The 12,725-nt window shown below is 46.5% G+C and carries 10 protein-coding genes; 6 read left to right on the top strand and 4 right to left on the bottom strand.

Going from position 1 to position 12,725, the window contains the following annotated elements:
* The first annotated feature begins 55 nt into the window (after positions 1 to 55).
* On the top strand, positions 56 to 931 hold the full coding sequence (locus HNR50_RS14965; protein ID WP_184747594.1) for an alpha/beta hydrolase: 876 nt from the start codon (positions 56 to 58) through the stop codon (positions 929 to 931).
* Entirely contained in the window at positions 928 to 1,902 is a 975-nt protein-coding gene (locus HNR50_RS14970; protein ID WP_221439896.1) for a calcium/sodium antiporter, read from the top strand. Before HNR50_RS14965 ends, HNR50_RS14970 begins: the two co-directional genes overlap by 4 nt.
* Positions 1,903 to 1,912: 10 nt before the next feature.
* Here the strand turns inward: HNR50_RS14970 and HNR50_RS14975 are convergent, their stop codons facing one another.
* The 3 genes from HNR50_RS14975 to HNR50_RS14985 all read right to left on the bottom strand — a co-directional run bounded on the left by HNR50_RS14975 (position 1,913) and on the right by HNR50_RS14985 (position 5,179).
* Positions 1,913 to 2,350 carry a mechanosensitive ion channel family protein gene (locus HNR50_RS14975; protein ID WP_184747595.1) on the bottom strand — a complete coding sequence of 146 codons (438 nt, stop codon included), beginning with the start codon at positions 2,348 to 2,350 and terminating at the stop codon, positions 1,913 to 1,915.
* Between the two features lie 523 nt (positions 2,351 to 2,873).
* Positions 2,874 to 3,917 (bottom strand): ArsR family transcriptional regulator, encoded by a 1,044-nt coding sequence (locus tag HNR50_RS22765; protein WP_184747596.1) that lies wholly within the window; start codon positions 3,915 to 3,917, stop codon positions 2,874 to 2,876.
* Positions 3,914 to 5,179 carry an MFS transporter gene (locus tag HNR50_RS14985; RefSeq protein ID WP_184747597.1) on the bottom strand — a complete coding sequence of 422 codons (1,266 nt, stop codon included), beginning with the start codon at positions 5,177 to 5,179 and terminating at the stop codon, positions 3,914 to 3,916. Before HNR50_RS14985 ends, HNR50_RS22765 begins: the two co-directional genes overlap by 4 nt.
* 234 nt (positions 5,180 to 5,413) lie before the next feature.
* On the opposite strand from HNR50_RS14985, the gene HNR50_RS14990 reads away from it, so the two are divergent.
* Entirely contained in the window at positions 5,414 to 6,256 is an 843-nt protein-coding gene (locus HNR50_RS14990) for a CvfB family protein (RefSeq protein ID WP_184747598.1), read from the top strand.
* 92 nt (positions 6,257 to 6,348) lie between these two features.
* Here HNR50_RS14990 and HNR50_RS14995 read toward each other — a convergent pair whose 3' ends face one another.
* Positions 6,349 to 8,616 (bottom strand): aconitate hydratase, encoded by a 2,268-nt coding sequence (locus HNR50_RS14995; protein ID WP_184747599.1) that lies wholly within the window; start codon positions 8,614 to 8,616, stop codon positions 6,349 to 6,351.
* A gap of 105 nt (positions 8,617 to 8,721) precedes the next feature.
* On the opposite strand from HNR50_RS14995, the gene sppA reads away from it, so the two are divergent.
* From sppA to HNR50_RS15010, 3 genes are all read left to right on the top strand, one after another.
* Entirely contained in the window at positions 8,722 to 10,566 is a 1,845-nt protein-coding gene (gene sppA, locus HNR50_RS15000) for a signal peptide peptidase SppA (protein WP_184747600.1), read from the top strand.
* Positions 10,566 to 11,597: a DUF3187 family protein gene (locus tag HNR50_RS15005; RefSeq protein ID WP_184747601.1), complete on the top strand. Its 1,032-nt coding sequence runs from the start codon at positions 10,566 to 10,568 to the stop codon at positions 11,595 to 11,597. Before sppA ends, HNR50_RS15005 begins: the two co-directional genes overlap by 1 nt.
* 91 nt (positions 11,598 to 11,688) lie before the next feature.
* On the top strand, positions 11,689 to 12,669 hold the full coding sequence (locus tag HNR50_RS15010; RefSeq protein ID WP_184747602.1) for a TAXI family TRAP transporter solute-binding subunit: 981 nt from the start codon (positions 11,689 to 11,691) through the stop codon (positions 12,667 to 12,669).
* Positions 12,670 to 12,725: the final 56 nt, after the last annotated feature.

Here is a 12,725-nt window from a genome sequence, read left to right on the forward strand (position 1 = left end):
AAAATTTGATCAGTGGAAAAATCTAATGTCTAGAATTATAATTGGCATACATGGTATGGGTAATAAACCCGATAGGAAATTGCTTCAAAAGTGGTGGAAGCAAGCCGTAAAAGAAGGATTGAAACCCTATGGGAGATGGCTTTTTTTCCGATTTAAGCTTGTGTACTGGGCTCCGGTTCTTCATCCCGAACCTCTTGATCCCCAGATTGTAGATAAAGATCATCCCCTGTATCTACGGGAGAGATATACCCCTGCTGAAAGCATCAGCTCTCCACCTGCCGCAACAGCTCTGAGAAAAAAGCTGAGGAATCGGTTCAACGAACAGCTTGATCATATATTTCTCGATGAAGAAGGGGCATTGCGCTTTAACGGATTGACCAATCTTATTCTGAAAAACTTTGTTAAAGATATAGATGCCTACTATGGCAGGAATATTGATGACAGAAGCCGGACGACTGAAAAAGATGCCATCTGCAATCTTCTAGCACAGACTTTGAAAAAGCATAGAAGAAAAAAAATCCTGCTGATAGCCCATTCCATGGGATCTATCATCGCATGGGATGTGCTTAAGGAATACGCTCCCGAAGTAAAAATCGACACACTTGTAACGATTGGGTCTCCTTTGGGAATACCTGTTATACGTGGCAGGATTCTGAAGGAGAGAAAGAATCCATCAGTGGATAAGAATAGAAAAGCAGAGACTCCGGAGAATATCTCCAGGGCCTGGTATAATCTGGCAGATTTCAATGACAGCGTGGCAATAAATTATGATCTGGCACCAGATTTTACTCCAAACAGCTCCGGAGTGTTTCCGGAAGACCTGCTTGTCGCGAATAAATATGAATATGATGGTAAGGAAAACCATCACAAATCATATGGATATCTCCGCTGTTCGGAAATGGCAGGGATCATCAGGAGGTTTCTCAATTGATAGGACTCAGTTTTGTATTGATACTTTTGGGATTTGTCGCTCTGATTTCCGGTGCCGAGTTTCTTGTCAGATCTTCCTCGAGTCTGGCCAGGAGATTCGGCGTTTCCGAATTGGTCATAGGTTTGACAATTGTTGCATTCGGAACTTCTGCACCGGAACTGACAGTCAATCTTTTTTCATCTCTAAGCGGAGCTAACAGCATAACCCTGGGTAATATTTTAGGTAGCAATATCTTCAATATCCTCCTGATTCTGGGGATCTCCAGCCTTATTTATCCGCTGGAAGTTAAAAAATCAACAACCTGGATTGAAATTCCTCTCTGTCTGTTATCGGGACTGGTTCTTCTTGTTCTGGCAAATGATGTTTTTCTTGATAAGGGAGCCGCTAACGACGTGTCACGCTCGGACGGGTTCATTCTACTGTTTTTTTTCATGATCTTTATGGCTTATACATTCCATGCCATGAGAGATGACAGCTTACAGATGCAGCAGATTGCCGATGCGGTTGAAATAAAAATGACGAGAACTGTCTCTGCGCTTCTCGCCGGTCTGTTTCTTCTTTTTGCCGGAGGAAAACTTATCGTAGATAATTCCGTTGCCATAGCCGAATACTTCGGTGTATCACAGAGGATCATCGGACTGACCATAATTTCTACAGGAACCTCTCTGCCGGAACTTGCCACCTCGACTGTCGCGGCTTTCAGAAAAAAAACGGACATAGCAATAGGAAATATAGTCGGATCCAACATATTCAATGTCTTTTTTATATTAGGTATTTCAGCAGGAATCTCGCCCCTGGCGATCTTCGGAGATTCTTTCAATCCTGATTTGGCGCTTAATCTTATTGCAAGTATACTTCTTTTTCTCTTTGTGTTCACCGGAGGCGGTAGGAAAATACAGAGATGGGAAGGCGGAGTTTTTTTAGTTCTATATGCGGGTTATCTGGTCAATCTGCTAACAAACCCGCAATAAAAGGAAAACATTATTTTTTATCCAAATCGATTTTAATGCTTTTGCCTTCCGACTGCTCCAGATATGTCGTTGTCGTCGGGAAGGCGAACTCGATACCTTCTTTGTTGAATTGCTCCAGGATTTCCAAATTCACATTCTCCGAAAATTCTGTAAAGGCCCAGTAGTCGGCCGGTGCGTACCAGTAAATGTCCAGAATATTCAGCGATTCCGCATTGAACTCATTTAAATAAACTCTCGGGGGAAAGTTCTCCATCATCCCTTCATGATCATTCAGGATATTTTTTATTATCTGCAGGGCCTGTTTCATTTTTTCCGGAGTAGTGGTGTAGGTCACTGTAATATTGGTCACCCGTTTCAGATAGGGTCTCCTTCCGATATTTTCTACAGGCTCCGATGGCCATCTGGTCGTTGGGAATGATAACCTGGTTCCCGGCCAGAGCCAGAGCAAGGCCTCCGATTCCCGGTCCGGCAAGTAGAGAGGTAAAGGGTTTTCCTGTAACTATCTGGATGACTCCGAACAGAGCAAAGAAAATTAAAACAATTCTCAAGATCATGCGGATCATTTCCACTTTAAAAAGTACCTGATTCCTTTAATTACCGAAAGGATCATTCCCAAACCGGTCAGAAGATAAATGACGCCGAAATATACCATATCCCACGGGAATACAGGACTTTCGGGAAGTTTTATCATAAACAGATAGGCTGCTACCAGTTCAATGTGGACAAAAGGTTTGAGCAAAAAGCCTGACAAAGCCAAAAAAACTAGATTTTTGCTTCTCCAGAATACCTAGGAGAATCTCTAAAATAAGATCGGCTATAATGAACAGTATCATGCCGATTGATAGAGCTTCCAGAGACCAGTCAGTAAACACACTTAGATATTGTTCCATACTAAAAAGCATGTACCGTTAAAAAATATGAATCAAGTTCATCCTGCTTTCTGAGCTCAATAGACTGAACTCATAATAAGTTCATTGTTCGGCTTTTTGCAGCGAACTTAAAAAATTGTTGAAATAACCCGTCAGGTCTTCGAGATTCAGTCTGTAATAGATCCTTTTGTTCCTGCCCAGGCTGATATCTATGATATTGAGACGGGTCAGTATTTTCATGTGATAACTGACAGTCGCTTTATTAAGCTCGAGCTCTTCCGCCAGTTCCGTGGAGTACCAGCTCTTGCGGCTTAGGAGCCGGATCATTTTCAGACGTGTCTCGTCGGAAACAGCTTTAAAAAAATCACCGATCTGTTTTTCCAGAAATTCGGGATCGAAAAGTTTTTCAAACTGGTATCCGTAATAGCAGAATATCCGGCATCCGCTCTGATGATAGGACTGTTGTCCTCCACTCAGATAACCTATTGTAAAAAGATATTCTTCCTGGCTGTCGCACTGGTCGTCAAAGGAGACTTTTATTATGGATTTTTTAAACAAAGAGCTGTCTCTGCTGTATATTCCGCTGTGCTCTTTGACCTTTTCTTTAAGAAAACTCTCAATTTTCTCTTCCGCTTGTTCGAAGTAGGTGAAGTAAAACTGATCGAGAAAAAGACGGATTCTGTTCATGGTCTGTTCAGGAAATTTTTTAAGTTCCCTGTAGCTATCGATAATGGTTTCATCCATATCCAGAACCGCCAGCTGGGCCTCAATCCTCTCGAAGCTTTGTTCTTCAGTCTCTTCGTTCCGGGTATCCTCCTCCTCTGTGGACAAAATGAACCCGAGGAGATCATCGGCGGACATTTTCTGAAGGATGTTGCGGAATTGTTTATAGTCGGAAGCTGTTCCCAGAACCCAGCTGGCAATAAGTGCGTAGGGAACCAGAACCGAGTCCCCGTAAAACAGCTTGAGGTCGCCTTTCATAGCGGGGCTGAGATCTTCATAGACGGAATCTATCAAATCCTCGACAAAAGCATCGGGTCTGGAAAAATCGGTGTATTTTTTAAACTCGTCATCATAAGATGCCAGATTATTCAGAAAAGAGTGAAACTCCATCAGCATATTATAGGTGAAATGATCGCCCGTCACGCCGGCTCCTCTACAGCTTCCATTAATTCTATGTGGGTATCCAGTTCTTTGAATACGGGAGACAAAGCCATAATTATGACAATAACGATATTGAGAGAACCGGAAACAGTCAATATGGCAAAGGGGGAGTAGTGTTCCGAAAGAAATCCGAAGAGCAGGTAGGCGATCGGCATGATTCCCAGGCAGACCGAACCGATAATGGAGCTGACTCTTCCCAGATATTCGGGATCAACTCTTGTCTGGAAAAAGACTCCGACGGGCACATTGACGAAGGTGATCGAAGCGACCATAACAAAACCGAAAAGTGTTATCAGGCCAAGGGCGAAGTAGGAATTACCGAAAAAACCGTGCATGGCCACTCCCGCAAGAGTGAAGCACAACCCTTCTACAGTCAGCGCTTTGATCAACAGATTTCTGGTCAACTTGCTGTTTCTCTTTCCGATAATGACGGCGCCGAAAAGAGCTCCCAGCGAAATAACTGACGAGGAAAGGCCGTATAGCTGCTCTTCGATTCCCATCTGCTCCACAATGGCCAGAGGTATGATGATTCCCAGTGATGAAAGAAAGAAATTCAGCATGAGTGCGCTCAATCCGATTCCGATCAGCAGATTATCCTTTCGCGTATAATCAAAACCGCTTCTCATATCTCTGAAGAAGGATTGTTTGACCGAAGCCTCTTTATTCGCTTTGTTGAAATTGAAATCGATAAAGTATTCCGAGACTGATGACAGGAGAAAAGAAATACCGTTAATCAGCAGAAAAGCACCAATGGGAAAGATCGCGTAGATAACGCCACCGATCATGGGAGAAGCCAGATTGATTATGCTCTCCAGCGATTGACGGATCGAGCCGAGCCGCGTCAGCGATTCTATGCGCACGATATCTCTTTGCGCTGCTCCGAAGCTATTGTCCAGGAGAACTGAGGAGATAGAAAGGAGCAGAGTCGTTCCGTATATAAGAGGGAGGGTCAGATCTCCCTTTAGAGTGTACATATAGAGAACTATCATCAGAATCCCGCTGAAGAGATCCGATCCGACAATAAGTATTTTCTTATTCATTCTATCGGCAAAATTTCCCGCAAAGGGGCCGAGAAGAACCCGTGGCAATATGCCGAGCATCAGCGTCAAACCGAAGGACTGCCCCGAACCGGTGAGCTTTAAGACATAGAGACCGATGGCGAATGTATAGATCAGACTTCCGAGTCTTGATACTGACATTCCGGCTACGGAAAGGGCTATATTCCTTTTTTCTTTTATTTCCATATTATCCTCTTATATAAGAATGATCTTACATTTATTTGTGTTTAATCCATATCTAACATAACTCAAATTAAGATTTGTGTCTAATTAAATTTCATTAATATTTATATTAGATATGCATTAAACATAAATTTCCTATTCCATTTCTTTTCCCGGGGACTTATGATCTAAGATATTGAACATCACAGCTATTTATGTGATTATCCATTTCTGACTAATGAAATACAGGAAGTTAAAATGCTTAAAATAGGCGATTACAATAAACTGAAACTAAAGAAAATCGCAAAGGACAGAGCCTGGCTCGAAGCTGAAGGACAGGATATCGGCCTTCCCAAACGGGAAATCCCCGATGGAGCCCGGGAGGGGGATGTCATCCGGGTTTTTGTCTTTAACGATACGAGAGACGCGCTGAGGGCAACCACCGCTGAACCATCTGCCGTAGTAGGGCAGTTCGCCTATATGGTCGTTAAAACTGTGGAGAAATTCGGGGCTTTTCTGGAATGGGGAATTAAAAAAGACCTTTTTCTTCCGGAAAGACTGATGGTTAAAGCCGTTAAACCGGGCGAGAAAATCCTGGTAAGAGTTGTGGACAATCATGAAATGAGCGGCGTCGTCGCCGACGCGGACTGGAAGAAATATCTGAAAGACGATCAGGTGGAAATGCTGAAGGAGGGACAGAAAGTCTCTCTCATTGCCATGGATACTTCAAATCTGGGCACGAGGGTTCTCGTTGACAACAGTTATGTGGGACTGGTTTACAAAGCAGAAGTCTACAGGGAGCCCTATGTCGGACAGAGAATGACCGGCTATGTCGTCAAGGTAAGAGAGGATGGTAAAATCGATATCTCCTTCAAGAGAAAGGGCTGGAACTCCGTTCTCGACACACAGGACGAGGTGTACAAAGCTTTGAAAAAAGCCGGAGGATTTCTCCCTCTCCACGATAAAAGCGAGCCGGATGAGATAAAAAACACTCTCAATATCAGCAAGAAGCTATTTAAAAAATCTGTTGGTAATCTTATGGCGAAAGGGTTGATAGAGCTGACAGATGAGGGGATTAAACTGAAAACCAAAAAGAAATAATCCCCCCGCCGGACAAGGGCATTGAAGGGATTTAAAAAAAGGCTGCCGCAGGGATTATTCTTTGCAGCAGCCTTTTTATTTATAGTGAACTATTAGCCGTTGGCGTCTCTCAGAGCATTGAGAGCTGAACCGGCTTTGTACCAGACTATCTGCTCATCATTGTATGTGTGGTTGAGCAGCATATCGTCCTTTGATCCGTCGCTGTGGATTACAACTGCTTTGAGTTGTTTGCCCGGCGCGAAGCTGTCAAGGCCTTCTAAAGTTATCCTGTCCTGCTCTTCGATGCAGTCATAATCATTGGAATCAGCAAAGGTCAGAGCCAGAATTCCCTGTTTTTTAAGATTCGTCTCGTGGATTCGCGCAAAACTTTTCGCAATAACGGCAGCGCCGCCCATAAAACGGGGACTCATGGCGGCATGCTCACGGCTCGAACCTTCTCCGTAATTGTCATCGCCGATTATAATCCAGGGGTGGCCGGCATCGCGATAGCCCGCAGCTGTATCGGAGAAAGCGATGTTCTTCTCTCCGGTCAGGAGGTTCGTCCCGGTACCGATTTCTCCTGTAAAGTAGTTCGTTGCACCGGTGAGCATATTTCCGGAGATATTTTCCAGGTGACCCCTGTATTTGAGCCACTTGCCGGCGGGGCTGATATGGTCGGTCGTGCATTTGCCTTTGGCTTTGCAGAGCACATACATATCTTTCAGTTCTTCCGGTTTGAAGGGCACAAAGGGCTTGAGAAGCTGGAGACGATCGGAGGTTTCTCTGACGATTACCTCCACGCCTTTACCTTCAGGCATCTGAAATCCCGACGTGTCAGTTATAAACCCTTTGGGAGGCAGAGACGGCGCCTGGGGTGCCGAAAAGCGGAACTCTCCCCCGTCGGGAGTTTTTATCGAATCTGTTGAAGGATTAAAGTCCAGGTTGCCGGTGAAGGCAATCATGGTAACCATTTCCGGACCGCCTATGAAAGAAAGGGTTGCTTTGTTCCCATCGTTTCTGGCGCGGAAGTTTCTGTTGAAACTGTTGACGATGGTATTCTTCTTACCCATTTCGATTCCCTGTCTGTCCCATTGTCCGATACAGGGGCCGCAGGCATTGGCCAGAACGGTTCCACCCGCTTTCTGCAGGATCTCCAGAATTCCGTCCCGTTCCGTCGTGTCTTTGACAACATTTGATCCGGGGGAAATGAAGAAGGGAACTTTCATTTTCAGACCTGCTTTGACAGCCTGCTCCGCCAGATTAGCCGCTTTGGCAAGATCTTCGTAGGACGAGTTGGTACAGGAGCCGATAAGCGCTGCCGATACTTCGAGGGGCCATTCGCCTTCTTCCGCCTTCTTGCGGATTTCGCTGATGGTTACGGCCGCGTCGGGGCTGTGGGGACCGGTCAGGTGCGGTTCCAGTTCGGAAAGATTGATTTCGATTATCTGGTCGTAGTAATCCTCCGGCTTGCTGTAGACTTCGCCGTCGGCCAGCAGGTTTTCTTTATTCGCCGCAGCGAGATCGGCCAGGTCGGCTCTTCCTGTGGCGCGGAGATAGATATCCATATTTTTATCGTAGGGGAATAGGGAACAGGTGGCTCCCAGTTCCGCGCCCATATTGGTTATGGTGGCTTTTCCCGTACAGCTGATGGTATCGCATCCTTCTCCGAAGTACTCCATAACCCTGTTGGTACCGCCTTTTACAGTCAGTTCCCCGATGAGGTTGATAATGACATCTTTGGGCGAACACCAGCTGTTAAGTTTTCCTGTCAGTTTAACGCCTGTGATTCCGGGATTTTTCACTTCCCAGGGCAGTCCCGCCATGACATCGCAGGCATCGGCCCCGCCGACTCCGCAGGCCGCCATGGACAATCCGCCGGCATTGGGCGTATGAGAGTCCGTACCGATCATCAGGCCACCGGGAAAGGCGTAATTTTCAAGAATAACCTGATGGATGATTCCGGCTCCGGGTTTCCAGAAACCGATACCGTAACGGCTGGAAACAGAGGAGAGGAAATCGTAAACTTCTTTGTTTTCATCAAGAGCTGTACTCATATCATGAGCCTCGCCCTCGCGTCCTCTTATCAGGTGATCGCAATGGGTCGTCGCCGGAACAGCTGACTCTTCACGACCCGTCAGCATAAACTGGAGCAGTGCCATCTGGGCGGTGGCATCCTGCATGGCAACACGATCCGGCTGAAGGAGAAGAAAGCTTTTTCCTCTGGTCAGATTCTGGTTTTCCGGGTCGATCAGATGTCCGTAAAAGACTTTCTCAGTCAGTGTCAGCGGCCGGTTCAGCCGTTTCCGGATCACTTTCAGATTTTCAGATTGAGTGGAGTAGGTTTTCTTCACCTGATCTGCCGTCGTTTTCATTTCCGCCATAAAAAAGCTCCTTTAATCGCTCGGGCTCAAAAGTATATACGCCCTTTTTTTTAATTTGTTTTAGATGTAGTATACTCCCATACTACTTTAACGGAGTACCGGAAAATGGAAAACAGAAAAAAGAACTTTTTCTATTATATAAATAAAATCTTCAGACCCTTTAATACCATAAGACTGGTTATAATAAATATCCTCTTCTGGGGCATTCTGGTTCTTCTTCTCATCGGCTTATTTTCCGGGGAAAAAATAGTCCTCCATGGAGATAGCAACGCAATGGTTCTCGATATAGAGGGAGCGGTCGTGGAGGAGCTATCCGGAACGGATCTCAATCAGGCTTTCCGGAGCATCAACGGATATGTGAAAAGCGAAACACTTTTATGGGATGTCCTCGAATCCATTGACCGGGCCCGGACCGATTCGCGAATCAGCCTGATCTACCTCGATCTCCGGTTCATGGAAAGCGCCGGAATGGCGGCGTTGACCGAAATCCGCCAGGCTCTCCTGCGGTTCCGGGAAGAGGGAAAAACAATCATAGCCTACTCGGACTATTACGATCAGGTTAATTATTATCTGGCATCGGCTGCCGATGAAATATACGCCGACCCTCTGGGAGATTTTTTCATACAGGGATTTTCCCTTTACAACTGGTATTACGGAGAAGGTCTCGAACGGCTCGGCGTCGATGTGAATTATTTCCATGCGGGCAAATACAAATCCTACGGAGAAGTCTATACCCGGTCGTCCATGTCCGATGAAGCCAGGGAAGCCAATAGGAAATGGAGCGGGGACCTCTGGAATCATTATGTGGAGACAGTCTCATCGGGCCGTTCCATAACCCCGGATAAATTCAATCGGTTTATCGATGATTATGTGCGCCTCCTCGATGAAGCCGGAGGAAATTCCGTCAGGGCGGCTGTCCGCGTCTCCCTGCTGGACGGTTTAATGGACCGTTCGGAAATCCAGGACCGGTTGATCGATCTCTGCGGATACTCTCTTGAATACGGATCCTACAATCAGATTTATTACAATGATTACCTCGTTCTCGAGCGCGATCTATTTGCGCCGGAAGGAGATAAAGTAGCCGTTATCAATGCCAGCGGCACCATATACCACGGTTATGAGGATCCGGGAAATATCGGGGGGGATTCCCTATCCGAACTCATAGAAGCCGTTCAGTTTGATAACTCCTATAAAGCTCTTGTGCTCCGGGTCGACAGCGGCGGCGGCAGTGCCTTTGCTTCGGAAATCATCAGGAGGAAGCTGCAGCGGCTCCGAGACTCAGGTGTTCCGGTTATCGTGTCCATGGGGTCTGTTGCGGCTTCCGGAGGATACTGGATCAGCACGGCCTCCGATGAGATCTGGGCCCAGCCGACGACCATAACGGGATCGATTGGCGTTTTTTCCCTTGTCGCGACCTATCAGGATCCCCTGAAGGAATATCTGGGCGTCAATGTCGACGGAGTGGGCACGACCTGGCTGGCCGGTGGCATGAGAAGCGACCGTGAACTCGATCCCCGTGTGGGAGACATCTTCCAGCAATCGGTCGATTTTATTTACAGGCAGTTTCTCGGATATGTCTCTCTCGTCAGAGGGATGACGGTAGATGAAGTCGATGCCGTTGCTCAGGGGCGGGTCTGGAGCGGCGTTCAGGCGAGAGATTTAGGGCTTGTCGATAAACTGGGAGGTCTGGATGAAGCTGTAAAGTCCGCCGCATTACTGGCCGGTCTGGATGAAGGATCTTATGCAACCGAGTTCGTCCGCCAGGAAATCCCCTTTGGAGATCAGATGCTCACTGCGCTTCTCGATAAGGCTGTAATCAGAAGTTTCGCAGCTGATCTGTCGGGCTTTTTCACAGTGGCGGAAAACCCCGTAATCAAAAAACTGCGCAATCTTGAGGAGCTGAATGATCCTTCAGGAATTTATGCGTTGACGGAGTTGAATTTTCAATAATGGATCTACAAAAAATACTTGTCGTTTTTACATTATTATATGCACCTGTCCTTCTCTTTTCATTTGAACCTAAGGGCCCGCTGCGGAGTAAGAACTATTATGTCCCCTTTATCCCGTTCTATTCTTTTCCCGGAGAAGGGGCGGCATCGGGAGAAAAAGGTTCATTAAATGTCACGCTCGCTCAGTATTACGTTCAGGATATCGTCTCCGAGTTTCATTCTGTTTCCACCGGCGGGTATCTGATGGAGAGATTTACCGATTACGAAGGATATGTACTGGAGCCGACGCTCTCTTTTAATCCTCTGGACAGTCTTGAAGCGGGGATAACTTCGCGATTACACTTTTATTACGGCGGTATTTTCGATAGCGTTTTTGAAGCTTTTCACGAACTTTTCGGGTTTCCCAACGGCGGGAGGGAGAGTTTTCCTCAAAACGATGTGTATATCAGCATACACACCACTTCGGGAATCGATCTTTTTCTCGATGATAATCTGACGGCCATTGGCGACACGGATCTCTTTGTGAAATGGTCCTTCCTGAATATAAGCGCAATGGATCTGGCTTTATGGGGCGCCCTGAAGCTACCCACAGGGGCGATGGAAAATATCAGCGGCTCCGGTTATGCCGATCTGGGACTGGCCCTTCTGGCAGATTTTCACTTTTTCAAACGATTCGCGTTTTTTCTGGAGACGGGGATTGTTCTGCCCGGCCAGCTCCTGGCCGGAAAATCGGAATATCCTCTTCCTGTGTTTCACCTCATGGCGGCATCGGAGTTTATGGTGACGGAAAACTTTTCGCTTCTTCTGCAGTTTAAACTCAATACGTCTCCGATCGCTGAAGGTGTAACGGTTCCGGAAAACATCACCTACACGGCTAAACTTATTCAGCCTATGACAAACATCCTTTTCGGAGCTATCTGGAAAGCCGGTCCGGTTAAAATCCAGTTCAATCTGGAAGAGGATGCCTTTACTAACAACGGGGCCGATCTTATCGCGAACCTTACTCTATCCACATCCTTCGACCTGTACTGAAGCGAACCTCTTTATGGCAAAAACGTCCTGAAGTGTACTATCCTTTAATGGAGACAGGAGAACCCATCATAGTTTTCCCGGGGAGCCGGATATGAGGATAAAAATTATACTGTTGATTGTTACAACGGTTTTGCTTCTGACAGGTTGCAAAGGCGAATCGGAGGAGAAATCTTCTCCCCGGACCTATGTCTCCATAGGAACGGGCGGAGTCACCGGCGTATATTACCCGACGGGCGGAGCCATAAGCACTATCGTAAATAAAAAATCCAACGAGTATAATCTCAACGTTTCGGCGGAATCGACAGGCGGATCGGTATTTAATATCAATGCCATAATGAATGGCGATATGGCATTCGGAATCGTTCAGTCGGACCGTCAGGCCCAGGCATACAGAGGCGAGGCCGAATGGAGCGAATCGGGGCCGCAGGAAAAATTGCGATCGGTTTTCTCCATTCATCCCGAATCGGTGACCATCCTGGCCGCCGTAGACGCCGGAATTGAAAGCATTAGCGATCTGAAGGGAAAAACCGTCAATATCGGGAATCCCGGATCCGGAAACAGGGGAAATGCCATTGATGCACTGGAGAATGGCGGTATTAACTGGGAAACCGATCTGATAGCGGAGGGAATGAAAGCTTCCGAAGCGGCAAAAATGCTGCAGGAAGGGAGAATCGACGCTTATTTTTATACGGTTGGACATCCGAGCAGTTCCTTCAAAGAAGCGACAGCGGGGCGCCGGGCCGTTAAATTTATTCCCGTTACCGATATTCAGAACCTACTCGATAAATACAGTTATTACGCCAAATCGGAAATCCCCATAGAATTCTATCCCAATGCGGCTAATGAGGAAAACATTCCGACTTATGGGGTTAAAGCTACGCTTTGCACTTCTTCCGATGTTCCTGACTATATCGTTTATGTTGTTACAAAAGAGATCTTTGATAATTTTGAAGAGTTCAAAACCCTTCATCCCGCTTATGGTTTGCTTACAAGAGAAAACATGCTCGACGGACTGACCGCGCCGATTCACGATGGCGCCATGAAGTACTACCGGGAAGCCGGGTTGAAATAGAATTTCACGGGGAAACCTGTTTTTACAGAATATATATACTGTGCTATAGTTCTCAT

It is taken from the genome of Spirochaeta isovalerica (assembly GCF_014207565.1).
In the GTDB taxonomy this organism is placed as follows: domain Bacteria; phylum Spirochaetota; class Spirochaetia; order DSM-2461; family DSM-2461; genus Spirochaeta_F; species Spirochaeta_F isovalerica.